The following is a 22,369-nucleotide window of genomic DNA, read 5'->3' as shown; positions in this document are numbered from 1 at the left end:
GTCAGTCCTTCACGTTGAAAACCTGACGCAGGTAGGCCAGGTAGGTTTCATCGTCGCACAGCGTCTTGCCAGGCGTGTCCGACAGCTTGGCCACGGGCTGCCCGTTGGCGCGCACAAGTTTCATCACGATGTTCAGCGGCTTGTGGTCTGCACCCATGTCGTTGGTCAGGTTGGTGCCAATGCCAAAGCCGAGCTGTGTGCGGTCGCCAAAGTGGCGATACAGCATGAGGGCGCGTTCCAGGTCGAGTCCGTCCGAGAACACCAGCCGCTTGGTGTGTGCGTCGATGCGCAGCCGGGTGTAGTGCGCGATGGCTTTTTCGCCCCAGGCCACCGGGTCGCCTGAGTCGTGGCGCAGGCCGTCGAACAGCTTGGCGAAGTACAGGTCAAAGTCAGCGAGAAAGGCGTCCATGCCCACGGTGTCAGTCAGCGCAATGCCCAGGTCGCCCCGGTATTCCTGCACCCAGTCTTCGAGTGCGGCCTTTTGGAAGTCGCGCAGCCGCACGCCCAGGGCCTGGTAGGTCTGCAAATACTCGTGCGCCATGGTGCCGATGGGCACCAGGTTCAAATCGCGTGCCAGCAGCACGTTGCTGGTGCCCTTGAACCAGTGCGGCGTTTGTGTGGCAAAGGTCTGCACCACCTCGCGCTGCCAGGCGCCGCTGTAGCGGCGGCGCAGGCCAAAGTCGAACAGCTCGAAAGGGTGGCGCAGCGTGGCCTGCCGGGCCAGGGCCTGCAGCTGATGCACTTTGGCGGCCAGCCGTGCACGGCCGCTGGCGAGGGCCTGGGCCGCGTCAAAACGGCGAAAGTACAGTTCGTTCACGATGGCCAGCACGAAGATCTCAAACCCCATCACATGCACCTGTGGGCCTTGCGCCACGATGTGCAGTTGCTCACCCTCGGCCCAGGCGCTGATGAAACTGCGCTGGAACTGGAAGATGCGCAGGAAGTCCACAAAGTCGCTCTTGATGTAGCGCAGGCTGCCCACATAGGCCAGCTCTTCTGGCGTGAAGCGCAGGCTGCACAGGTGGTCCAGCGCAGCGTTCACCTCGGGCAGCAGCTCGGCCAGCGGGTAGGCTGGGGTGTTGCGGCACACAAAGCGGTATTCGCTTTGTGTTTGTGGGTGGCGGTGCAGCAGGGCCTGCCACATCGTGAACTTGTAGAGATCGGTGTCGAGCAGGCTGGTGATGACGGGGTTCATGGTGTTGCTCCAAAATTGGTAGCTGCTAGCACTTGATAGATAGGCGCTAGAGCCTGATTTCATTCATATTTGCGAGATGCGCACCGGCTGCCCGCATGACCTGCAGAAATGCCTGGTGCTGCGCCTCGAACCCGCCCACGGGGCTCATGCCGTCGGTCAGCAGCACGATGCGACTCGCCTGCCAGCCCGGCACCAGGCGGGGCAGGTGCTGCACGATGTGCTCGGTGGTTGATCGCACGCAGTGGCTGCTGGCCTCGCCCGCGACCAGCAGCACATCGGCCTGGCCCAGCGACTGCAGCAGGGCGGTGTTGAGTGCGGTGCCTTCGTCGTCCGCATCGGGCACCTCGGCCTCGATGGCGCTGTAGTGCTCCGTCCAGGGGTTGGTGCCCTTGAACACATTGCGCACCGCGCGCTGGTGCTGGAGCTGCCAGGCCCCGCAAGCGGCCAGTACATCGGCGTGCACGCCATGGCCCCAGCTGCCCACCTCGCAGTGCACCGGCCACACCATCAGCGTATAGCGGCCCTGGGCTTCGAGTGCGTCCAGATACCGCAGGGTGCGGGGCAGGGCTGTGGTATCGCGCGGTGTGTAGTCGCCTGCGCGCACCTGGGCGGTGGTGATGGGGGTGAAGGGCGCCACATCGGCACCCGCGCCGGTTTGCCAGAAGCCAGGGTGAGCGATATCAAAGCGCTGGTGCGAATCGAGCGTGACGGTGATCCCATCAAGCTGGTCGCCCTGGTTGCGGATGAACTGGGCCAGGCGCTGCATGTCGGCATGGGCACCCGGCACAGGCAGGGCGGGTGCGGTGCGTTGGCCGGTCAGTACATCGGTGGGTTGCCAGGCCATGGGCAGGTCGCAGAAGTCGTTTTGGGGGTCGATCACCAGCAGCTGGATGTTGTGGGCCATGGTCTTCTCCTGGGTTGTTGGATGCAGTGTAATCTTGTTAGTAAAAAAAATGAACTAACTAAGTTGAAAGCACTTGTTTCGTAGTGGTCTCAAAGAATTTGCGCCAGGGAATGTGGTTCTCGATCTGGGTGCCGGTTTGTTCATGCTTGTGACAAACTCGGCGCATGACCGAATCCGCTTTGCCCACTGTGATCTGTACCGTCGATGTGGTGTTGCTGACCTTGCAGCAAGGGGCGTTGCAAGTGGCCCTGTTGCGCCGTGAGCGCGCGCCGTTTGCCGGGGCTCTGGCGCTACCGGGTGGCTACATCCATGCGCAAGAAGATGCCGATGCCCAGGCCAGCGCGGCCCGGGTGCTGCGCGACAAGGCGGGCTTGCAGAGCCCGTACCTGGAGCAGTTGGCCACCTTCTCCGGCCCGGTGCGCGACCCCCGGGGCTGGTCGCTGGCCGTCGCTTACTGTGCCCTGGTGCCGCCTGAGGTGCTGGCGCAGGCACCGCTAACGCTGGTACCCGTGGCCGAATTGCCTGCGCTGCCTTTTGACCACCGTGCCATGGTCGATGCCGCCGTGGCCCGCGTGCGCAGCAAAAGCCAGTATTCGTCCATGCCCGTGCACCTGTGCGCCGAGCCGTTCACGCTGCCGCAGCTGCAGGCTGTGTACGAGGCGGTGCTGGGCGAGCCGGTCAACAAGGTGAGTTTTCGCCGCAAGATGGACGAGTTGGCCATGCTGGAGCCGGTGCCGGGAGCACTGCAAGGCGGCGGCGCCCACCGGCCCGCGCAGCTGTACCGGGTGCGCCCGGCCTACCGGCGCAATCTGTCGCTGAGCGCGCGCGGGCTGTAGCGCGGGCTTAGCGCACAAACTATTGGACCGCCGCACGGAAATCTGGCACAAACGCAAACTTTGTGTCCCACGAACGGTGGGTGCGTCGCGCGGGCCAGGATGGCTGCCGTTGCACCACCAACAACAAGCCGGCACAACGCTGGCACCTGAGGGAAATCCATGTCTTTGCGGCTCAAATTCAACCTGGTGCTGGCGGCCGTGCTGCTGGTGGCAGCGGCGGGGGCGGGAGTTTATGTGCACCGCTTTCTGCAGCAGTCTGCCATCGAGGAGGTGCAGCACAACTCGCAGATCATGATGCACGCGGCCATGGCGATCCGCGACTACACGACAGAGCTGGTCAAGCCCCACCTGGACGTGACGCTGGCCGAGAAATTCCTGCCGCAGACGGTGCCTGCCTACGCGGCCACCGAAACCCTGCGCCGCCTGCAGAACCGGTTTCCGGGCTATGAGTACAAGGAGGCAGTGCTCAACCCCACCAACCTGCGCGACCGTGCCAACGAGTGGGAGGAACGCATCATCGGCGACTTCCGCGAAGGCCGGGCCGACCTCAAGAAAGAGGTCACCGGCGAGGTGGGCGAGGGCATGCACCGCGCCATGTACGTGGCCCGCCCCATCACCATCAAGCAGGCGCAATGCATGGCCTGTCACAGCACACCGGCCGTGGCGCCGCCCACCATGCTCAAAGTCTATGGCGACAAGAACGGGTTTGGCTGGGGCATGAACGAGACGGTGGGCATCCAGGTGGTGAAGGTGCCGATGTACTTCCCGCTGGAGAAGGCGCGTCAGACCTTCAACACGGTGATGGCGGCGCTGGTGGGTAGTTTTGTGCTGCTTTTCGTCGGGCTCAACCTGTCGCTGTCGTCGCTGGTGATCGAGCCCATGGCGCGGCTCAACCGCAAGCTGGAAGACCTGGCCACCAAGGACTTCCTGACGGACCTGGTCAACCGCCGCCGCTTCTTTGAGAGGCTGGAGACCGAGATGGCCGACACCCGCATCAAGAAGGGCAGTCTGTCGGTGGTGATGTTTGACATCGACTTTTTCAAACGCATCAACGATACCTTTGGGCATGACTCGGGCGATGTGGTGCTCAAGAGCACGGCGCTGCGTGTGCGCGAACTGCTGCGGTCGTCCGACTGCGCTGCGCGTTTCGGGGGCGAGGAGTTCATCATCCTGCTCAAGGAAACCCCGGTGGATGCCGCCATGGCCATGGCCGAGGCGGTGCGCGCGCGCATTGCAGGCGTGCCGTTCGACGCAGTGGGCCATGTAAGCGCCAGTTTTGGCGTGGCCACCTGGGACCACAAGGAAGACAGCCACGCCCTGATCAAGCGCGCGGACACGGCGCTGTACAAGGCCAAGTCCAGCGGTCGCAACTGCGTAGTGCAGGCCGAAGAGTCCGTATGACCCCTTGCGTGTCTCCGGGCAGAGCCCGGCACGCTCAGGCCATGGCGGCCTTGGCCTCCTCATAGTCAGCCCGGTAGTCCGCCGCCAGCGCGGTTTTTTGCTTCTCCGTCAGCAGCTTGCCAGCCATCTGGAAGAAGCGGTGTTCTTCTTCCTTGAGGTGGTGTTCCACCTTCTCCGCCAGTTTCTTGGCCAGCGGCAGCCAGCTGGGGGTGGCCGGATCTGCCTCTTCCAGTGACTCCAGCAGTTCATCGAGCTGGTGGTGCTCTGAAATGGCGTGGCGGGACAGGTCGATGCCCGCGTCGTGCGCCATCAGCGGAATATAAAAATGCCGTTCCTCAGCCCGCTCATGGGCCGTCAGTTCCTGCTTGAGCTGGTCAAACAGCTCGCGCCGCTCGGGGGTGTCTCCGCTGGTGTCGGTGAGTGCGGTGTACAGCGCTCGTTGGCGTTCGTGGCTCTCGCGCAGGGCTTCAAAGATATTGGTGGTGTCGGTCATGGTGCGGCTGTGTGGGGAATGTGGAGCTGTGACAAAGGTGCGGTGGGCTACTTGAGTACCTTGCGCGCGGCACCCACGCCGATGACGGCCAGCACCACAAACACCACGGCAATCACCAGGAACAGCACAAACAGCACCTTGGCGATGCCCGCCGCGCCTGCGGCGACTCCGCTGAATCCCAGGGCACCGGCGACCAGGGAGATCAGGGCAAAAATGATGGCGTACTTCAGCATGGTGGTCGCTCCTTGCAGTGGATGTTCAGGCAGCGGGGCTGCGAAAGGGTGTGCAGGAACGATACCGAGGGGCCGTCGGCAGCGCCGTCAGTGCGGGCGGGCGGTGGGTGTAGGAGAGGGCCGCTGGCGGGCAGTGGTGAAGCGTCAAAAGAAAAGCCGCAACGCGGAGCGTTGCGGCTTTGGAGGTGGGACGGCTCTGACGGTCTTTTGGTCTGCGCTCACATCGCTGACGCGATATGAGCTTCGTCCGCAGACCGAAAACCGCGCTATCGCGCGGCGGGCTTTACAGCCCGGCTGCAGCGCGCAGCGCAGCAGCTTTATCGGTCTTCTCCCAGCTGAATTCGGGCTCTTCGCGGCCGAAGTGGCCGTAGGCTGCGGTCTTCTCATAGATGGGACGCAGCAGGTCCAGCATCTGGATGATGCCCTTGGGGCGCAGGTCGAAATGCTCACGCACCAGCGCTGCCAGACGCTCGTCCGACACCACGCCCGTGCCTTCTGTGTAGACCGTGATGTTCATGGGCTCGGCCACGCCGATGGCATACGCCACCTGGATCTGGCACTGGCGCGCCAGGCCTGCGGCCACGATGTTCTTGGCCACATAGCGGGCAGCGTAGGCTGCCGAGCGGTCCACCTTCGTTGGGTCCTTGCCGCTGAAAGCGCCGCCGCCGTGGGGGCAGGCACCGCCGTAGGTGTCCACGATGATCTTGCGGCCGGTCAGGCCACAGTCACCTTGTGGACCGCCGATGACAAAGCGGCCCGTGGGGTTGATCAGGTAGCGCGTGTTCTGCAGCCATTCCTTGGGCAGCACGGGCTTGATGATCTCTTCGATGATGGCTTCGGTGAACGAGGCCTTCATCTTGGTTTGCGTTTCGCTCTGGTCGGGGTGGTGCTGGGTAGAGAGCACCACGGTGTCGATGCTGTGGGGCTTGCCGTCCACGTAGCGCATCGTCACTTGCGACTTGGCATCGGGGCGCAGGAACGGCAGGCGGCCGTCCTTGCGCAGCTGGGCCTGGCGCTCGACGAGGCGGTGCGCGTAATAGATGGGCGCGGGCATCAGCTCGGGCGTTTCGTCGCAGGCGTAGCCGAACATCAGGCCCTGGTCGCCAGCGCCGGTGTTCAGGTGGTCGTCGCTCGCGTGGTCCACGCCCTGGGCGATGTCGTTGGACTGCTTGTCGTAGGCCACCAGCACGGCGCAGCCCTTGTAGTCGATGCCGTAGTCGGTGTTGTCGTATCCGATGCGCTTGATGGTGTCGCGCGCCACCTGGATGTAGTCCACGTGGGCGTTGGTGGTGATTTCGCCCGCCAGCACCACGAGGCCGGTGTTGGTCAGCGTTTCGGCGGCGACGCGGCTGCGGGGATCTTGCTTGAAGATTGCATCGAGAATCGCGTCCGAGATCTGGTCGGCCACCTTGTCGGGGTGGCCTTCGGAGACGGATTCCGAGGTAAAGAGAAAGTCGTTCGCCATTTGAATAAACTCCTGTGTTCCGGCATTTGGGGCGTTGCCCTCACCCCGAAGGAGATCTGGCGAACGCTTTAGCAGATTTTTTTAACGTCGCCCTGCAAGTTGCTCATTTAACTCAGCGACCCCGTCATTTTAATGCCAGTCGTCTTTCGATTCTTTTCCGTATTTCCACTGTGGTTGCTGCACATCATGGGCGCGGCCATGGGCTGGATTGCGTTTTGTGCGTCGCCCACGTACCGGCGTCGCTTTCTGGCCAATTCGGCCCTGGCAGGGTATTCGTTGGGCGACGTGCGTGCCGCTGTGGCCCATGCCGGCCGCATGGTGGCCGAGCTGCCGCGCCTGTGGCTGGGGGCGCCACTGCCCTGCCGCATCGAAGGCGAGGCCTGTGTGGAGCAGGCGTATGCGGCCGGGCGCGGCATTTTGTACCTCACGCCGCACCAGGGGTGCTTCGAGCTGTCGGCCCAGGCGGCGGCCCGGCGCTGGAGCGCGGAGCGCGGCCCCATCACCGTGCTGTACCGCCCCGCGCGCCAGGCCTGGCTGGCCAAGGTGATGGAGACCGCACGCAACCGGCCCGGCATGCTGGCCGTGCCCACCACGCTGGCGGGGGTGCGCCAGATGATCAAGGCCCTGCGGCGGGGTGAGGCCGTGGGCCTGCTGCCCGACCAGGTCCCGCCGGACGGGCAGGGCCTTTGGGCGCCGTTTTTTGGCCGCGATGCCTACACCATGACCCTGGCCGTGCGCTTGGCGCAGCAGACGGGTGCTGCCGTTGTGCTGGTGCGCTGCGAGCGGCTGCCCTGGGGCCGTGGTTTTGTCACCCATTTCGAGCCGCTGGCGCAACCGCTGTCGGACCAGTTGGACGTTGCCGTTGTGCAGATCAACCAGGCCATGGAACACCTTATCCGCCAGTGCCCCGAGCAATACCTGTGGGGCTATGCCCGCTACAAGCAGCCGCGCGCCGAGGCAGCGCCTGCTGCGGGAGCTGCGGTATGACGGGACGCCTGGGTGTGTGGTTCATGCGGGTGCTGGCGCACCTGCCGCTGCCCGTGCTGCGCGGCATGGGGTGGCTGCTGGGGCAGGTGGCCTTTGTGCTGGTGGCGCCCCGGCGCAAGGTGGCGCTGCGCAACCTGGAGTTGTGTTTTCCGGACTGGACCGAGGCGCGCCGCCGCGCCGTGGCGCGCGCCAGTTTTGTGGTGTTCTGCCAGACCTGGTTGGACCGCAGCTGGCTCTGGGCCGCGCCCCGCGAGGTGGTCGAGCGGCGCGTGCAACTCAGAGGTGCCGTGCACGAGCTCGACGGCGACACGCCCACCATACTGTTTGCGCCGCACTTCTATGGCATGGATGCGGGTGGCCTGGCGCTGCCGCTGCATTCGGGCCGAGCGTTCACGTCCATTTTTGCCACCCACCCCGATCCGGCGGTGGACGGCTGGTTCATGGCCGGGCGCCAGCGTTTTGGTGACGTGCGCATGCTCAACCGCTCGGACGGCGTCAAACCCATCATCGCCAACCTGCGCAAGGGCGGCCTGCTGTACCTGCTGCCCGACATGGACTACGGGCGCAATGATTCGGTGTTTGTGCCGTTCTATGGCGTGACGGCGGCCACCATCCCGTCGCTGTCGCGGTTTGCGCGGCTGGGACGCGCCAAGGTGGTGGGTGTGTATTCGCGCATGACGCCCACAGGCTACGTGGCCGAGGTCTCGCCCGCCTGGGCGAACTACCCCACCGACGATGCCGAGGCCGACACCCTGCGCATGAACCACGAGCTGCAGGCCGTCATCAACACCATGCCCGAGCAGTACTACTGGGTGCACAAGCGTTTCAAGACACGGCCCGAAGGCGAACCGTCTTTTTACGCCTGAAAATTTGAGTCAAATCAGCGTCTGGCGCCGATCTGTCAAGCGCTGGTAGCTATCATTTTGATTGCAAAAATCGCTGCAGTTCCAGAGCCACGCGCTCGGGGTGCTCGTGCACGATCCAGTGCGATGCCTTCTCCACCTGCCGCAGCTGCAGCTGCGGCACCCAGCCCGGCAGGCCGTCGAGCAAGCCGGGCAGCAGGGCCGGGTCGTCCATGCCCCACAGGACCAGCGTGGGCACCGTCACCGTCAACATGGATTCGGGCAGGGTGATGGCCTGCGCGCCCGGGTCACCATCGCGGGGTGGGCGCAGGGGGCTGGCGCGGTAGTAGTTGCAGGCACCCGTCAGGCCCTGCTGCCACAGCGCGCGGTACTGGGCACGCACGCTCTCGGTCAGCCACGCGGGGGCGCTGCCGTCTGGGGCGTTGAAAAAAGCGAACAGGCGGCGAAAGTCGTCCTCGGCCAGCAGGGCCTCGGCATCAGGCCTGCACAGGAAGTGCATGTACTGGCTGCCCGCCTGCTGCGCAGCGTTGTGTGCCAACTCTCGCACAAAGGCGCCAGGGTGGGGGGAGTTGATGATGGCCAGCCGCTTCATGAGCTGCGGCTGCTGATTGGCCAGGTTCCAGGCCACGGCGCCGCCCCAGTCGTGCGCCACCAGGCATTCCAGCGCGCCGCCGGGGCATTCGTGGGCAATCAGCGCCACCAGGTCCTGCACCAGATGCTTGGCACGGTAGGCATCCACTTCGGCGGGGCTGCTGGAGGGGCCAAACCCGCGCAGGTAGGGCGCCACGCAGTGGTAGCCACCGTTTTCGGGGCGGGAAAAGTGCAGCAGCAGCTCATCCCAGATGAAGGCGCCCTCGGGGAAGCCGTGCAAAAACAGCAGCACTGGGCGACCCGCCACACCGCTTACGCGGCAGTGCAGGGTGGTTCCGTGGGGCAGGGGAGTGGAGACGGTCTGGATCATGGCGCTATGCATTTAATAGCTAATAGCGCTTGATGGATAAGCGCTAGGGCCTAATTTGACTGAATATCCTCAGAATCACCGAGCTCTGGGGGCTCAACGGCGGGGGCAGGGGCTGCGTCGCCCGAGGCTTGCACCGGGTGCGCCCACTGCCACAGCAGCTGTGCCACCTCGTCCACGCCTTGTTTCTTGAGGGCCGAGAACATCATCACCTCTCCGCCGGCCGCGTTCAGTCGCGTAATCGACAGGATCTTGGCTTGCTCCGAGCGTGTGAGCTTGTCCGCCTTGGTGAGCACGATCAGGAATTTCAGGCCTTCTTCGACCCGTGGTCGCAGCACTTCAAGCAAGGCCTCGTCCAGCTCGGTCAATCCCAGCCGGGGGTCACACAGCAAGACGATGCCGGTGAGCCCAGGGCGGCTCACCAGGTAATTGACCATCACCTGCTGCCAACGCACCTTGTCGGACCTCGACACCTTCGCGTAGCCGTAGCCGGGCAGATCGGCCAGCACCGCATCGGTCGCGCCGTGCTTGCCCAGTGAGAAAAGGTTGATGTGCTGCGTGCGCCCGGGCCGTTTGGAGGCGAAGGCCAGCTGCTTTTGCTGCGTGAGCGTGTTGATGCACGTGGATTTGCCCGCGTTGGAGCGGCCCACAAAAGCGATCTCGGGCACATGGATGGGCGGCAGGTGGTGCAGCTGGGCGGCCGTGGTCAGAAACCTGGCGGTGTGCATCCAGCCCATGGCGATCTTGGCGTCGGGAGCGGGCGGAAGGGAGCCAGCAACTGGCGCGGTGGAAGAGGTCGTCATGGAATATTGGGAGGCTTGGGAGCCTCATTGTAGAATCGCGAGGTTTTGCGCACATAAACACAGACCCTCGATATGAAGTTGCTCGCCTCTTTGCTGACGGCTGCCGCACTGGCAGCACCTGTTTTTTCGGCCTATGCGGCGGGCGATGCCCCCAAAGCGGCCAAGCCGGATCTCGTCAAAGGCGAGGCCAGCTACACCGCAGTGTGTGCTGCCTGCCATGGCGCCGATGGCAATTCGGCCATTGCGGCCAACCCCAAGCTGTCGCAGCAACACCCCGAATACCTGGTCAAGCAGTTGCAGGAATTCAAGTCCGGCAAGCGCAACAACGCCATCATGAAGGGTTTCGCCACCGCGCTGTCGGACGAGGACATGAAGAACATTTCGTACTGGGTGGCTTCCAAGGCGGCCAAACCCGGTTTCGCCAAGGACAAGAACCTGGTCTCCCTGGGGGAGCGCATCTACCGTGGCGGCATCGCCGACCGCCAGATCGCTGCCTGCGCTGGCTGCCACAGCCCCAACGGCGCGGGCATCCCTGCCCAGTACCCCCGCCTGTCGGGTCAGCACGCTGACTACACCGTGGCCCAGCTCAACACCTTCCGCGATGGCTCGCGTGCCAACAGCACCCAGATGACGCAGGTGGCGGCCAAGCTGAACGACAAGGAAATCAAGGCCGTGGCGGACTACATCGCTGGCCTGCGCTGATTGACTTGATTTTCGTCAATCTTGTGGCCCGCTAGACCGGGTTGCACGGAACCTACCGCCAATAACAATCCCAAAACGGGCGGGCCCATCGCACAGATGGTCCCGCCCTTTTTCTTTCCTTCTCTCGCGCCTCCTCGCCGTCTCCTTTCTTTTTCATCCATGTCCGATAACACCCAAGGCCTTCGCATCCAGTCTGGTTCCCAGGCCTGGCGCGCCGGGATCGAGCTGCTGTCCTCCATGCGGTTCGCGATCTCGCTGCTGACGGTGATCTGCATTGCCTCGGTGATCGGCACGGTGCTCAAGCAGCACGAGCCGGCGGTCAACTACGTCAACCAGTTCGGTCCTTTCTGGGCGGAGTTGTTTGGCGCCATCCAGCTCAATGCCGTCTACAGCGCCTGGTGGTTCTTGCTGATCCTGGCGTTTCTGGTGATCAGCACCTCGCTGTGCATCGCCCGCAATACACCCAAGATCCTCATCGACCTCAAGGTCTACAAGGAAAACATCCGCGAACAAAGCCTGAAGGCTTTTCACCACAAGGCCGAGGCAACGCTTAGCGGCTCTGCCGAGGTCGAGGCGCGCCGCATTGGCACCCTGCTGGCCGGTGGCGGATGGAAGGTGCGCCTGCAGCAGCGCGACACCACCTCTGGCCCCTGCACTGGCTGGATGGTGGCGGCCAAGGCGGGTGCTGCCAACAAGCTGGGCTACATCGCCGCGCACAGCGCCATCGTGCTGGTGTGTGTGGGCGGTCTGCTGGACGGAGATCTCATCGTGCGCGCCCAGATGTTGCTGGGGGGCAAGACACCGTACCAGGGCGGCGGCCTGATTGCCGATGTGAAGCCCGAGCACCGGCTTTCCGAGCGCAACCCCACCTTTCGGGGCAACCTGCTGGTGGCTGAGGGCACACAGTCGAGCACAGCCATCCTGAATCAGTCCGACGGCGTGCTGCTTCAGGACTTGCCGTTTGCCATCGAACTCAAGAAGTTCATCGTGGAGCACTACTCCACCGGCATGCCCAAGCTGTTTGCCAGCGAGATCATCATCCACGACAAGGCCACGGGCGAGAAGACGCCCGCGCGTGTGGAGGTGAACCACCCGGCCAGCTACAAAGGCATCGAGATCTACCAGTCGAGTTTTGACGACGGCGGCTCGCACCTCAAGCTGCGCGGCGTGCCCATGGTGGCAGGCGCCAAGCCCATTGAGGTCGAAGGAGTGGTCGGCAATTCCACCCAGCTGACCAACAACGGCGGCGGCCCGGGCAGCGAGACGCTGACGCTGGAGTTCACAGCACTGCGCACCATCAATGTCGAGAACTTCGGGGGTGCAGGCCCCGGAGGCAGCGGTGTGGATGTGCGCAAGGTGGACCTGCGCGAGTCGGTGGAATCCCGCCTGGGCGCCGCCAACAAGACCGTCACCAAAAAAGAACTGCGCAACGTGGGCCCGAGCGTGAGCTACAAGCTTCGGGACGCAGCGGGCCAGGCGCGTGAGTTCCACAACTACATGCTGCCTGTGGACACGGGCGATGGCGTGCCGGTGTTTCTGCTGGGTGTGCGCGAAACCCCTGCAGAGCCATTCCGGTACCTGCGGGTGCCAGCCGATGACAAGGGCAGCATGGACGGCTTCGTTCGCATGAAGGCCACCTTGGCCGACCCCGCAGCGCGCGAGCAGGCCGTGCGCCGCTATGTGGCGCAGGCCATCGACACCTCGCGCCCGGATCTGGCCGAGCAGTTGCAGCAGTCTGCACTGCGGGCCTTGGCCCTGTTTGCGGGCCAGGGCATGGTCGATGGCAAGCCCACTGGTGGCCTGCAGGCGGTGTCGGACTTCATGGAGGCCAACGTGCCCGAGGCCGAGCGCGCGCGGGCGGGTGAGGTGCTGGTGCGCATTTTGAACGGCACGCTGTTCGAGGTGGCCCAGTTGTCGCGCCAGCGTGCCGGCCTGCCGCCGCTTCCCCAGGACGACCAGACGCAGGGCTTCATGACGCAGGCCGTGCTCTCGCTCAGCGACGCGCAGATCTACCCCGCACCGCTGGCGTTTGAACTCAAGGACTTCACCCAGGTACAGGCCAGTGTTTTCCAGGTGGCGCGAGCCCCTGGCAAGAATGTTGTCTATCTGGGATGTGCCTTGCTGATCCTGGGCGTTTTTGCCATGCTCTACGTGCGCGAACGGCGCGTCTGGGTCTGGGTGGCGCCGCAGGACGGGCGTACCCACGCCACCATGGCCCTGTCCACCAACCGCAAGACCATGGACGGCGACCAGGAGTTTGTCCAGCTCGCACAAAAACTGATCGGGGCATCGCCCCGCGAAGGCACCGCATGAATACCGCGACTTCTTCCTCCACGGCCACCACGATCACCCTGAACGAGGGTTTTTTTGCCCGCCGCAACTGGTTCGACTGGCTGTTTGCCGCCATCGTGGCCGTGGGCGGGCTGTATGCGTTGCAGCGCTACGGCGCCTTCATGGACGTCTACGAGAAAGGTATTTTGCTGGGTGCCATTCCGTGCACGATCTGGCTGGGCTGGTTCTGGCGCCCCTTGCGCGCGCTGATGCTGATCGTGGCTGCGGTGGCGCTGTTGGCCATCGGCCTGTACCAGCAAGACGGTGCGGGTAGTCTGGCGCGGGCCGATACGGTGTTCGGCCTCAAGTATTTCCTGTCGAGCCAATCTGCAATCCTGTGGATGAGCATGCTGTTCTTCATGAGCACCATCTTTTACTGGGTGGGCATGTTCTCCCGCGGCGAGGGCCGCACCATGAGCATGCTGGGCTCGCGCATTGCCTGGGTGGCCGTGGCCATGGCGCTCATCGGCACGCTGGTGCGCTGGTACGAAAGCTACCTCATCGGCCCGGACATCGGCCACATCCCGGTGAGCAATCTGTATGAAGTGTTTGTGCTGTTCTGCTGGATGACGGCGGCGTTCTACCTGTATTACGAACAGCAGTACGACACGCGTGCACTGGGCGGGTTCGTGATGTTGGTAGTCAGTGCCGCCGTGGGCTTCCTGCTCTGGTACACGGTGGTGCGCGAAGCGCACGAGATCCAGCCCCTGGTGCCTGCCCTCAAGAGCTGGTGGATGAAGCTGCATGTGCCCGCCAACTTCATCGGCTACGGCACGTTTGCGCTGGCCGCCATGGTGGCCTTTGCCTACCTCATCAAGCAGCAGGCCACCGAAACCCGCTGGTACAAGCTGGCGCCGCTGTGGCTGCTGGGCGTGGTGCTGTGTTTCGAGCCCATCGTGTTCCGCCAAGGTGCGACCGAGAACGGTGGCAGCTACTGGATGGTGTACTTCGGCATTTCGGCTTTCATCGTGGCTGGCATCCTGCTGGGCCGCAAGCGCATCGCGGCGCGCCTGCCCTCGTTTGAGATCCTGGACGATGTGATGTACAAGTCCATCGCCGTGGGCTTTGCGTTCTTCACCATTGCTACCGTGCTCGGCGCGCTGTGGGCGGCCGAGGCCTGGGGCGGCTACTGGAGCTGGGACCCGAAGGAAACCTGGGCGCTGATCGTCTGGCTCAACTACGCCGCCTGGCTGCACATGCGACTGATGAAGGGGCTGCGCGGCACCGTGTCGGCCTGGTGGGCGCTGGTGGGCCTGGCGGTGACCACGTTCGCGTTTCTGGGGGTGAACATGTTCCTGAGCGGTTTGCACAGCTACGGCACGCTGTGATGGGGTGAGGGCTCAGTCGGGCATCGGAGTGGGGCCGACAACTATTGCGTCTTCGGTGTAACCTGCGTGGTCTAGGGAACGAACTAACAGTTGTGCTGCTCTACTGCTGCAGCTGTTTCCACCAGACCATGACCGGAGCCTCCCCATGCTGATCCCCTCGCGCGATTCGGGTTTCAACCACCCCCACTCCTCCGAAATCACCCCCCGCGCGGTCTACGAAGACCGGCGCCAGATGCTCAAGCTCATGGCGGGCGGCGCTGCAGGTGCCGCGATGGCGGCCTGGGCCGGCCGCGAGGCGCTGGCGCAGCAGGCGCAGGTGGTGCGGCCCAACAAGCTGGCTGCGCTCGCGGGTGCCAAGTCCACCGTGGCGGGTGCGGTCACGATGGAAAAGCTCACTGACTACAAAGACGCGAGCACCTACAACAACTTCTACGAATTCGGCACCGACAAGGCCGACCCCGCGCGCAACGCCCACACACTCAAGACCACGCCCTGGACGGTGGAAGTGGAAGGCCTGGTCAAGAAGCCGGGTAAATACGGCATCGAAGACCTGATCAAGCTCAGCGCGCAGGAAGAGCGCATCTACCGTCTGCGCTGCGTGGAAGGCTGGTCCATGGTCATCCCCTGGGTGGGTTATTCGCTGGCCGAACTGATCAAGCGCGTGGAGCCCCAGGGCAGCGCCAAGTATGTGGAATTTGTGACGCTGGCCGACAAGGCCACCATGCCTTTTGTCGGATCGCGCGTGCTCGACTGGCCCTATGTGGAAGGCCTGCGCATGGACGAGGCAATGAACCCTCTCACACTGCTGGCTTTTGGCATGTATGGCGAAGTGCTGCCCAACCAGAACGGGGCGCCTGTTCGCCTGGTGGTGCCGTGGAAGTACGGCTTCAAGAGCGCTAAAAGCATTGTCAAGATCCGCTTTGTCGAGAAAGAACCCGGCACGGCATGGAACAAGGCGGCCAAGCAGGAATACGGCTTTTACTCAAACGTGAACCCTGAGGTGGACCACCCTCGCTGGAGCCAAGCCACCGAGCGACGCATTGGCGAAGATGGCCTGTTTGCCAAAAAGCGCAAGACGCTCATGTTCAACGGCTATGAAGCCCAGGTGGGGCAGCTGTACGCGGGCATGGACCTCAAGAAGTTCTACTGATCTTCATTCGCCTTTTTTCTCCGCTTGACGTGTAGTTAAAGCGGCAGAAGAGGGGCGCGGATCACCATGCGCAAACTCTTGCTCCATTCTGCCGCCAAGCCCGTGGTCTTTGCACTGTGCCTGCTTCCGTTGGCATGGCTGGTCTACGCTGCGGCTGCCAATCAGCTGGGCGCCAATCCGGCCGAGGCCCTGATCCGCGCCACGGGTGACTGGACGCTGCGCGCGCTCTGTCTGGTGCTGGCCGTTACGCCGCTGCGCGTGGTGACTTCCACGCCCCAGCTTGCGCGCTTTCGGCGCATGCTGGGCCTGTTCGTGTTTTTCTACGGCCTGCTGCACCTGCTGAGCTACGCCTGGTTCGACATGGGTTTTGATGGGACCGACATCGTGCGCGACATCATCAAGCGGCCTTTCATCCTGGTCGGGTCTCTGGCGCTGCTGGTGCTCACGCTGCTTGCCGCCACATCGTTCAACCGCGCGATCAAGGCTTTGGGCGCAAAGCGCTGGCAGGCGCTGCACCGCAGCGTATACGCAGTGGCGGGCCTGGCCATCCTGCACTTCTTCTGGATGCGCGCTGGCAAGAATGATTTTGGCGAGGTGGCGGTGTATGCGGCGGTTTTGTCAGCTTTGCTGGGCTGGCGGCTGTGGCACCGGCTGCGCAAGCGTCGGCCAACCCAGGGTACGGCGGGGGCCAAGGCATCCCAAGCCGCCCGCACGTCGTAGCGCTGTGCTTGTGGAATTATTTGCTATATAAATAATAGCTGCTGGCGCTTGATGGTAAAGCGCCAGCAGCAAATTTAGCCTGAAATTCCAAGGCCTGTGGCTACCGCGCCGGTGCCGCGCGCATCTGCCGGGTCACAGGATCGATGTAACCGGTGGGAATCTGGTAGGCCCGATCGTCAAACAGGTCGATGCCACACATGAGGTTCTCGATCCAGCTGAAGAAATCGCTGATCGCCTGCTTGCCCATGATGGGCGCGCCATGCTGTGGCACCAGCATGGCGATATCCAGTTGCCGTGCCATGCGGACCCACAGCCGCAGGATCTTGTTGGACACCATATAGCGGCGGTGAAATCCCTCCATGCGCGGGATGTGGGCGTGGAGGTCGGTCACTGGCACACGAGCCTCGGCGCCCGACATCATCGACACCCCCAGGTCGCCGGTGAACAGGATGCGGCTGACCGGGTCGTAGAAGTGAAAGTTGCCCTCGGAGTGCATGAAGTGCGCAGGCAGCAGCACCAGTTCATGGCGGCCCAGGGGCAGATGCCCGCCACTGTCGGGCACACCGATGACGCGATTTTCCGTCTTGCCTACCTTGGTGAAGTGGGGCGCAAAACGTTCCCAGACGCGTGAGATCACCAGGTCGGCCTTGGTGCTGGTCATCCAGCGATCCAGCGAGGCAATGATGTCTGGGTCTGCATGCGAAGCGATCAGGTACGACAGCTTGTGCGGTGGGAAGTGCTTGGTCATCCCCATGAACAGCTCGTTGAAGGCCAGGTTGCCACCGGGGTCGATGATGGCGCCGGTGTCGTCGTCCACGATCAGAAACTGGTTGGCCTGAACGGCCTGACCGTCTTCTTCGATGAGGTCGGTGAACATCAGACAAGCATGGTTCTTGTCGCGGTAGAGTTCGAGGGCCATGGCCATCCTGCGGTGCAATAAAGCACGAACTGTACGATTGACCCTCTGAGACGTCCTTGATAGAAATCAAGTGCCTTGGTGGTATTGGTGGCCAGAACCGTTGTCCCGGTCCTTCTGCCGCTATTCAGCGCGGCGCTGACGCTGCGGCTGCGGGGGGCTGCGCAGGGCTGGCGGTACCGACGCCGGGGGTCAAGGTCTGGGGCAGGGTCGCACGCTGCGCAGCTGCCGGACTGCTGGGCAAATACAGGGGACCCCGTTGACCGCAACCTGCAAGGGCTGCCGCACTGGCAGCAAGGACAAGCGTCCTGACTAGAATTTGGGAAGCTTTCAACATGCGCAAATTGTAATGACCGACCTCGAATTCATGGACCACGCCGAAAAACTGCTGCTTGCCGTCGAGCGCAGCTGCGATCGCATCAACGATGCGACCGATGCCGATGTGGACGCCCAGCGCTCCGGGGGCATGGTGACATTGACGTTCCCCAACCGCAGCCAGATCGTGATCAATCTGCAAAAACCTCTGCACGAGGTGTGGATGGCCGCTCGGTCCGGTGGTTACCACTACCGATTTGACGGCCAAGCCTGGCAGGACACCAAAGGAGCTGGCGAGTTCTTTGAGTGCCTGAGCCGCGACGCAGCCGCCCAAGCGGGTTTGCCACTGCAGTTTTCAGCGTGAGCCACCCTCCCGGGTGGCGCACGTCTCTCAGGTAGATGGAAGAGCGTCCGCAACGCCATCAGTTGCGGAACAGGTCCAGGATGCGGTTCCGCTCTTCGGTGGGCGGTGGCGCTTGTGGAGCCACAGCAGGTGATGCGGATCGGTCATCGAGACCCACACTTGGAATACCGCTGTTGCGCGCGTACTCGTCGTAGAACCATTCTCCGCCTACATTGACCACGCCAGCGGGCACTGTGGGCTCCATGACGGGGACACCCTTGAGTGCACGTTCCATGAAATTGATCCATACCGGCAGGCTGAGGCCGCCCCCTGTTTCGCGGCTTCCCAGGTTACGCGGCGTGTCGTAGCCAATCCAGGTCACTGCAGCGATCGTGGGTTGGTATCCGGCAAACCATGCGTCCACAGAATCGTTGGTGGTCCCGGTTTTTCCGTAGAGGTCTGGCCGCTTCAGAGTTGCTTGCGCCCGCGCTGCGGTACCGGAGCGCGTGACCTCTTGCAGCAAGCTGTTCATCACGAAGGCGTTGCGGGCATCAATGGCGCGCGGTTGTTCGCTGGTGACCGGCGGAGCCGTTTCAGAGATGACACGGCCCTTGTGGTCGGTGACCTTGGTGATCAGCCAGGGGTTCACGCGGTATCCGCCGTTGGCAAAGACGGAATAGGCCGTAGCCATTTGCAGGGGTGTGACGGAGCCCGCGCCCAACGCCATGGTGAGGTAGGCCGGGTGCTTTTCAGCATCGAAGCCAAAGCGGGATACCCACTCCTGCGCGGTCTTCGGCCCGACGGCCTGCAAGATGCGGATCGAGATCATGTTCTTGGACTTGGCCAGTCCCGTGCGCATGCTCATGGGGCCGTCGTACTTGCCATCGTAGTTCTTGGGCTCCCATGGTTGGCCACCGGTCACCCCTGCATCAAAGAACAGAGGGGCGTCGTTGATGACCGTTGCGGGCGTGAACCCTTTCTCCAGTGCCGCAGAGTAGATGAAGGGTTTGAAGCTCGACCCGGGTTGGCGCCATGCCTGTGCGGCGTGGTTGAACTTGTTCTTGTCGAAATCAAATCCGCCGACCAGCGCCCGGATGGCTCCAGTGCGCGGGTCCAGTGCCACCAGGGCGCCTTCGACTTCGGGCAGCTGTGTAATTTCCCAGGCGTTCTTGGGTGTTTTCACCACTCGGATCACTGCTCCACGGCGGATCTTGATGTTGGGCGCGGCCTTGTCACTCAGGCCGGACTGTGCGGGCTTCAGTCCATCGCCGGTGATTTCCAGTGTGTCGCCGTTCGCGCGGGCTGCAACAATTTTGCGCGGCGAGGCCTCCAGAACCACTGCAGAAAGGACGTCGCCGTTGTCCGGGTGGTTGGCCAGCGCGTCGTCAATGGCGTCTTCCACCTCCTGGGCCGCCGTCGGCAACACCACGAACTTTTCCGGTCCTCGGTACTGCTGGCGCCGCTCGTAGTCCATGATGCCTCGGCGCAGCGCCGCGTACGCAGCCTCTTGTTCCGCAGCGTTAAGTGTCGTGTAGACGTTGAGTCCGCGTGTGTAGGCCTCGTTGCCATACTGCGTGAAGATCAGCTGGCGCGCCATCTCGGCCACGTACTCTGCATGAATCCGGGTACTGTCCGGGCCGGTACGGATCTTGAGTTCTTCTTTCTTAGCATCTGTCGCCTGCTCGGCGGTGATGAAGCCGTTTTCCTCCATGCGCTCAATGATGTAAAGCTGCCTGGAGCGAGCCCGCTTGGGGTTGCTGATGGGGTTGTACGCAGAGGGCGCTTTGGGCAGACCTGCAAGCATGGCCGCCTCAGCCACGGACACCGATTTCAGGGGCTTGCCAAAATAGGCTTCTGACGCCGCAGCGAATCCATAGGCGCGATTGCCCAAATAAATCTGATTCATGTAAATCTCAAGAATCTGATCTTTGGTCAGTAAATGCTCGAGTTTGAATGTCAGTAAGATTTCGTAAATTTTGCGTGTAAATGTTTTCTCTGACGAGAGGTAAACATTCCGCGCCACCTGCATTGTGATAGTAGAGGCGCCCTGGCTTTTTACCCGGCCAAGATTAGCCAAGGCTGCGCGAATTACGCCTTTGTAGTCAACGCCGCCATGCTGGAAGAAGCGGGCATCTTCAATGGCCAATACCGCGTCCTTCATGACTTTGGGGATTTCACCAATGGGGGTGAGGTTGCGGCGCTCCTCGCCGAATTCGCCCAGCAAAGCGCCTTCGGCTGAGTAAACGCGCAAAGGCAACTTGGGGCGATAGTCAGCGAGATCAGAGATGTCCGGCAGGTTCGGATAGGCCACCGCCAGCGCCACTGCAATGGTCAGAGCCAATCCCACGGCGGCGGCAGTCGCTAGGCCCACCATCCAAAGAGTGGCGCGCACCAGCCAACGGAGCCAAGTGGGGCGGGTGGGAGCGGAAGGAGAGTCCTGCTTGTCAGAGGACTTCGATGAAGAGGGCGGCATATCGCTCCGGAGGGGTAAGACGGCCCATTATAAAAATGTCCGCTGCACCCCACTGAAAATCACAATGCCCGGCCCGTGCCCGTCTGCCCAAAGGTGCGTCATCGTTGCCAAACGGTGTTGCAAGGGCGGCTAAATTCGTCTGCTTTTGGCAACGCTCCGCAAGTGTTACGCGGGGAAAAATCTTTGCTGGAGAACTATCTTACTGATAGCATTCATGTGAAGTGTTAAGTTTTGTTGCCTCATTTTGGCAAGTTACAGGGGACCAATCTTGAGCTCAATGGGGTCTTTGTTCAGTCGCCAGTCTCCGCCGCTGCTGGGAATCGACATCAGTTCCTCCAGTGTCAAACTGGTGGAGCTTGGGCGCGATAAGGCAGGCGGCTTGGTTCTGGAGCGTTGCGCGATCGAACCGCTGGAGCGTGGCTGGATCACGGATGGCAACATCGAAAAATTCGACGAAGTTGCGGACGCACTGCGCCGCCTGGTCAAAAAAAGTGGAACGCGCACGAAGAACGTCGCCTTGGCACTGCCGCCATCGGCCGTCATCACCAAGAAGATTACGCTGCCAGGGGGCATGACAGAACAAGAGCTTGAGGTTCAAGTCGAGTCGGAGGCCAATCAGTACATTCCTTTCTCGCTCGACGAAGTGAGTTTGGACTTCTGCGTCATCGGCCCCAGCAAAAATGCGCCGGGGGACGTCGATGTTCTCATTGCCGCATCTCGGCGAGAGAAGGTCCAAGACCGCCAAGGTTTGGCAGAGGCTGCAGGCCTCAAGCCGGTGGTGGTGGACATTGAATCCCATGCCTCCCGATTGGCTGCGGGGCGTCTCATTGAGGCCTTGCCCAAGAAAGGCGTCGACGCAATGGTTGCTCTTTTTGAGGTGGGAGCACTTACCACCAGCATGCAGGTTATCCGCAACGAAGAAGTTCTTTATGACCGGGACCAAGCTTTTGGAGGAGCGCAGCTGACCCAATTGATCGTCCGTCAATACGGTTTCTCAGTGGAAGAGGCGGAAAGTAAAAAGCGAAATGGTGACCTCCCAGAAGACTATCAATCGGCTGTGCTGCGGCCGTTTGTAGACAGCATGGCCCAAGAGATTGGGCGAGCTTTGCAGTTTTTCTTCACCAGTACACCCCATAACCGTGTTGATCACATCATGCTTGCAGGTGGCTCAGCGCCACTGCCAGGCCTGACAGAGGCTGTTACCCAGCAGACCGGCTTTGCGTGCAGCGCAGTCAATCCTTTTGACGGTATGGAAATCGGAAGTTCCGTTCGTTTGAAAAAAATGGTGCGTGAGGCGCCGTCCTATCTGACCTCGTGCGGTCTGGCCATGCGGAGGTTCCTGCAGTGATTCTGATCAATTTACTTCCGCACCGGGAAGCTGCGCGCAAACGTCGGAAGGAAGCCTTTCAGGCGACGATGTTCGCATCATTTCTGATTGGTCTGGCAATCGCTGGGGCAGTGTATTGGTGGTTTCAAATGATGATCACCGCACAGCAAGAGCGAAATGCTTTTCTTCAGAGTGAAATTAAGGTCCTTGAAGAACAAATCAAGGAAATTGCCACCATAGAAGACGAAATTGCGGCTTTGCGGGCTAGGCAGAAGGCTGTGGAAGATCTTCAGTCAGATCGAAATCTCCCTGTTCACTTGCTCAATGAGCTTGTGCGTCAGATACCAGAAGGCGCGTATGTGACAAGCATTAAGCAAACTGAGCAAGTAATCGCTATGCAAGGGGTTGCCCAATCCAACGAGCGTGTTTCTGAGATGCTTCGGAATTTGACCGATAACACTCCTTGGCTGTCAAAGCCGGAATTGGTGGAAATTGTGGCGAGCAATATTGCTTTGTCCTCAAGAGACCAGCGGCGAGTGTCCACGTTCAATTTGCGCTTCCGTTTGATGCGTACGGGTGAAGCACAAAAAGCCAAAGACTCGGCTAGCGCCGCGATTGGGAAATAG

General features: G+C 62.2%; 22 protein-coding genes. 12 read left to right on the top strand and 10 right to left on the bottom strand.

The window, feature by feature from the left end:
• Position 1: 1 nt before the first annotated feature.
• On the bottom strand, positions 2-1,195 hold the full coding sequence (pncB, locus tag LPA35_RS21475; protein ID WP_228898830.1) for a nicotinate phosphoribosyltransferase: 1,194 nt from the start codon (positions 1,193-1,195) through the stop codon (positions 2-4).
• Positions 1,196-1,241: 46 nt separating this feature from the next.
• Complete coding sequence (locus LPA35_RS21470) at positions 1,242-2,099, bottom strand: cysteine hydrolase (RefSeq protein WP_228898828.1); 858 nt, start codon at positions 2,097-2,099, stop codon at positions 1,242-1,244.
• A gap of 164 nt (positions 2,100-2,263) precedes the next feature.
• Between LPA35_RS21470 and LPA35_RS21465 the strand changes: the two genes are divergently transcribed.
• Positions 2,264-2,935 (top strand): NUDIX domain-containing protein, encoded by a 672-nt coding sequence (locus LPA35_RS21465; RefSeq protein ID WP_055399308.1) that lies wholly within the window; start codon positions 2,264-2,266, stop codon positions 2,933-2,935.
• Positions 2,936-3,094: 159 nt separating this feature from the next.
• Positions 3,095-4,336, top strand: a complete 1,242-nt coding sequence (locus LPA35_RS21460) for a diguanylate cyclase (RefSeq protein ID WP_228898826.1) — start codon at positions 3,095-3,097, stop codon at positions 4,334-4,336.
• 34 nt (positions 4,337-4,370) lie between these two features.
• Here the strand turns inward: LPA35_RS21460 and LPA35_RS21455 are convergent, their stop codons facing one another.
• The 3 genes from LPA35_RS21455 to metK form a co-directional block, all read right to left on the bottom strand.
• Complete coding sequence (locus LPA35_RS21455) at positions 4,371-4,829, bottom strand: hemerythrin domain-containing protein (RefSeq protein ID WP_055399304.1); 459 nt, start codon at positions 4,827-4,829, stop codon at positions 4,371-4,373.
• A gap of 47 nt (positions 4,830-4,876) precedes the next feature.
• On the bottom strand, positions 4,877-5,062 hold the full coding sequence (locus LPA35_RS21450; protein ID WP_055399302.1) for a DUF1328 domain-containing protein: 186 nt from the start codon (positions 5,060-5,062) through the stop codon (positions 4,877-4,879).
• 283 nt (positions 5,063-5,345) lie between these two features.
• A complete protein-coding gene (gene metK / locus LPA35_RS21445) occupies positions 5,346-6,527 on the bottom strand; it encodes a methionine adenosyltransferase (protein ID WP_056060126.1) in 1,182 nt (393 codons plus the stop codon).
• Between the two features lie 132 nt (positions 6,528-6,659).
• On the opposite strand from metK, the gene LPA35_RS21440 reads away from it, so the two are divergent.
• Both LPA35_RS21440 and LPA35_RS21435 read left to right on the top strand, forming a co-directional pair.
• Positions 6,660-7,514 carry a lysophospholipid acyltransferase family protein gene (locus tag LPA35_RS21440; protein WP_055399298.1) on the top strand — a complete coding sequence of 285 codons (855 nt, stop codon included), beginning with the start codon at positions 6,660-6,662 and terminating at the stop codon, positions 7,512-7,514.
• Positions 7,511-8,380, top strand: coding sequence for a lysophospholipid acyltransferase family protein (locus LPA35_RS21435; RefSeq protein WP_055399296.1), 870 nt, complete (start codon positions 7,511-7,513; stop codon positions 8,378-8,380). Before LPA35_RS21440 ends, LPA35_RS21435 begins: the two co-directional genes overlap by 4 nt.
• A 52-nt stretch (positions 8,381-8,432) precedes the next feature.
• Here the strand turns inward: LPA35_RS21435 and LPA35_RS21430 are convergent, their stop codons facing one another.
• Together LPA35_RS21430 and yihA are read right to left on the bottom strand one after the other, a co-directional pair.
• Positions 8,433-9,338: an alpha/beta fold hydrolase gene (locus LPA35_RS21430; RefSeq protein WP_228898824.1), complete on the bottom strand. Its 906-nt coding sequence runs from the start codon at positions 9,336-9,338 to the stop codon at positions 8,433-8,435.
• Positions 9,339-9,388: 50 nt separating this feature from the next.
• Complete coding sequence (gene yihA / locus LPA35_RS21425) at positions 9,389-10,138, bottom strand: ribosome biogenesis GTP-binding protein YihA/YsxC (protein WP_121422409.1); 750 nt, start codon at positions 10,136-10,138, stop codon at positions 9,389-9,391.
• A gap of 72 nt (positions 10,139-10,210) precedes the next feature.
• Here yihA and LPA35_RS21420 point away from each other — a divergent pair, with 72 nt between their 5' ends.
• The 5 genes from LPA35_RS21420 (at position 10,211) to LPA35_RS21400 (ending at position 16,369) form a co-directional block, all read left to right on the top strand.
• Positions 10,211-10,840 (top strand): cytochrome c, encoded by a 630-nt coding sequence (locus LPA35_RS21420; protein ID WP_055399289.1) that lies wholly within the window; start codon positions 10,211-10,213, stop codon positions 10,838-10,840.
• Positions 10,841-10,999: 159 nt separating this feature from the next.
• Entirely contained in the window at positions 11,000-13,153 is a 2,154-nt protein-coding gene (locus LPA35_RS21415) for a cytochrome c biogenesis protein ResB (RefSeq protein WP_228898822.1), read from the top strand.
• Positions 13,150-14,499 carry a c-type cytochrome biogenesis protein CcsB gene (gene ccsB / locus LPA35_RS21410; protein WP_121507460.1) on the top strand — a complete coding sequence of 450 codons (1,350 nt, stop codon included), beginning with the start codon at positions 13,150-13,152 and terminating at the stop codon, positions 14,497-14,499. The genes LPA35_RS21415 and ccsB overlap by 4 nt, the downstream gene beginning before the upstream one ends.
• A gap of 145 nt (positions 14,500-14,644) precedes the next feature.
• Positions 14,645-15,649, top strand: a complete 1,005-nt coding sequence (gene msrP, locus LPA35_RS21405) for a protein-methionine-sulfoxide reductase catalytic subunit MsrP (protein WP_055399284.1) — start codon at positions 14,645-14,647, stop codon at positions 15,647-15,649.
• 66 nt (positions 15,650-15,715) lie between these two features.
• Positions 15,716-16,369, top strand: a complete 654-nt coding sequence (locus tag LPA35_RS21400; protein ID WP_228898820.1) for a sulfite oxidase heme-binding subunit YedZ — start codon at positions 15,716-15,718, stop codon at positions 16,367-16,369.
• Positions 16,370-16,469: 100 nt separating this feature from the next.
• Here LPA35_RS21400 and LPA35_RS21395 read toward each other — a convergent pair whose 3' ends face one another.
• Both LPA35_RS21395 and LPA35_RS21390 read right to left on the bottom strand, forming a co-directional pair.
• Complete coding sequence (locus tag LPA35_RS21395; RefSeq protein ID WP_228898818.1) at positions 16,470-17,288, bottom strand: MBL fold metallo-hydrolase; 819 nt, start codon at positions 17,286-17,288, stop codon at positions 16,470-16,472.
• A gap of 124 nt (positions 17,289-17,412) precedes the next feature.
• Positions 17,413-17,622 carry a lipoprotein gene (locus LPA35_RS21390; RefSeq protein ID WP_228898816.1) on the bottom strand — a complete coding sequence of 70 codons (210 nt, stop codon included), beginning with the start codon at positions 17,620-17,622 and terminating at the stop codon, positions 17,413-17,415.
• Between the two features lie 12 nt (positions 17,623-17,634).
• On the opposite strand from LPA35_RS21390, the gene cyaY reads away from it, so the two are divergent.
• Positions 17,635-17,964 (top strand): iron donor protein CyaY, encoded by a 330-nt coding sequence (gene cyaY / locus LPA35_RS21385; protein WP_121422414.1) that lies wholly within the window; start codon positions 17,635-17,637, stop codon positions 17,962-17,964.
• A gap of 58 nt (positions 17,965-18,022) precedes the next feature.
• On the opposite strand, the gene LPA35_RS21380 is transcribed toward cyaY, so the two are convergent.
• Positions 18,023-20,416: a penicillin-binding protein 1A gene (locus LPA35_RS21380; protein WP_228898814.1), complete on the bottom strand. Its 2,394-nt coding sequence runs from the start codon at positions 20,414-20,416 to the stop codon at positions 18,023-18,025.
• Between the two features lie 268 nt (positions 20,417-20,684).
• Between LPA35_RS21380 and LPA35_RS21375 the strand changes: the two genes are divergently transcribed.
• Positions 20,685-21,764: a pilus assembly protein PilM gene (locus tag LPA35_RS21375; protein ID WP_055399276.1), complete on the top strand. Its 1,080-nt coding sequence runs from the start codon at positions 20,685-20,687 to the stop codon at positions 21,762-21,764.
• Positions 21,761-22,369 carry a PilN domain-containing protein gene (locus LPA35_RS21370; protein WP_121422416.1) on the top strand — a complete coding sequence of 203 codons (609 nt, stop codon included), beginning with the start codon at positions 21,761-21,763 and terminating at the stop codon, positions 22,367-22,369. Before LPA35_RS21375 ends, LPA35_RS21370 begins: the two co-directional genes overlap by 4 nt.

Origin of the sequence: Acidovorax sp. Leaf73, assembly GCF_916855635.1 — a bacterium.
In the GTDB taxonomy this organism is placed as follows: Bacteria; Pseudomonadota; Gammaproteobacteria; order Burkholderiales; family Burkholderiaceae_C; genus Acidovorax; species Acidovorax facilis.
The sequence above is the reverse complement of the archived record's forward strand: the minus strand, read 5'-3'. Positions and strand labels throughout refer to the sequence as shown.

What these genes read in the sequence shown, in the direction of transcription:
- pncB (WP_228898830.1), bottom strand. Translation starts at nt 1,195, where the DNA reads ATGAACCCCGTCATCACCAGCCTGCTCGACACCGATCTCTACAAGTTC.
- LPA35_RS21470 (WP_228898828.1), bottom strand. Translation starts at nt 2,099, where the DNA reads ATGGCCCACAACATCCAGCTGCTGGTGATCGACCCCCAAAACGACTTC.
- LPA35_RS21465 (WP_055399308.1), top strand. Translation starts at nt 2,264, where the DNA reads ATGACCGAATCCGCTTTGCCCACTGTGATCTGTACCGTCGATGTGGTG.
- LPA35_RS21460 (WP_228898826.1), top strand. Translation starts at nt 3,095, where the DNA reads ATGTCTTTGCGGCTCAAATTCAACCTGGTGCTGGCGGCCGTGCTGCTG.
- LPA35_RS21455 (WP_055399304.1), bottom strand. Translation starts at nt 4,829, where the DNA reads ATGACCGACACCACCAATATCTTTGAAGCCCTGCGCGAGAGCCACGAA.
- LPA35_RS21450 (WP_055399302.1), bottom strand. Translation starts at nt 5,062, where the DNA reads ATGCTGAAGTACGCCATCATTTTTGCCCTGATCTCCCTGGTCGCCGGT.
- metK (WP_056060126.1), bottom strand. Translation starts at nt 6,527, where the DNA reads ATGGCGAACGACTTTCTCTTTACCTCGGAATCCGTCTCCGAAGGCCAC.
- LPA35_RS21440 (WP_055399298.1), top strand. Translation starts at nt 6,660, where the DNA reads ATGCCAGTCGTCTTTCGATTCTTTTCCGTATTTCCACTGTGGTTGCTG.
- LPA35_RS21435 (WP_055399296.1), top strand. Translation starts at nt 7,511, where the DNA reads ATGACGGGACGCCTGGGTGTGTGGTTCATGCGGGTGCTGGCGCACCTG.
- LPA35_RS21430 (WP_228898824.1), bottom strand. Translation starts at nt 9,338, where the DNA reads ATGATCCAGACCGTCTCCACTCCCCTGCCCCACGGAACCACCCTGCAC.
- yihA (WP_121422409.1), bottom strand. Translation starts at nt 10,138, where the DNA reads ATGACGACCTCTTCCACCGCGCCAGTTGCTGGCTCCCTTCCGCCCGCT.
- LPA35_RS21420 (WP_055399289.1), top strand. Translation starts at nt 10,211, where the DNA reads ATGAAGTTGCTCGCCTCTTTGCTGACGGCTGCCGCACTGGCAGCACCT.
- LPA35_RS21415 (WP_228898822.1), top strand. Translation starts at nt 11,000, where the DNA reads ATGTCCGATAACACCCAAGGCCTTCGCATCCAGTCTGGTTCCCAGGCC.
- ccsB (WP_121507460.1), top strand. Translation starts at nt 13,150, where the DNA reads ATGAATACCGCGACTTCTTCCTCCACGGCCACCACGATCACCCTGAAC.
- msrP (WP_055399284.1), top strand. Translation starts at nt 14,645, where the DNA reads ATGCTGATCCCCTCGCGCGATTCGGGTTTCAACCACCCCCACTCCTCC.
- LPA35_RS21400 (WP_228898820.1), top strand. Translation starts at nt 15,716, where the DNA reads ATGCGCAAACTCTTGCTCCATTCTGCCGCCAAGCCCGTGGTCTTTGCA.
- LPA35_RS21395 (WP_228898818.1), bottom strand. Translation starts at nt 17,288, where the DNA reads ATGGCCCTCGAACTCTACCGCGACAAGAACCATGCTTGTCTGATGTTC.
- LPA35_RS21390 (WP_228898816.1), bottom strand. Translation starts at nt 17,622, where the DNA reads ATGTTGAAAGCTTCCCAAATTCTAGTCAGGACGCTTGTCCTTGCTGCC.
- cyaY (WP_121422414.1), top strand. Translation starts at nt 17,635, where the DNA reads ATGACCGACCTCGAATTCATGGACCACGCCGAAAAACTGCTGCTTGCC.
- LPA35_RS21380 (WP_228898814.1), bottom strand. Translation starts at nt 20,416, where the DNA reads ATGCCGCCCTCTTCATCGAAGTCCTCTGACAAGCAGGACTCTCCTTCC.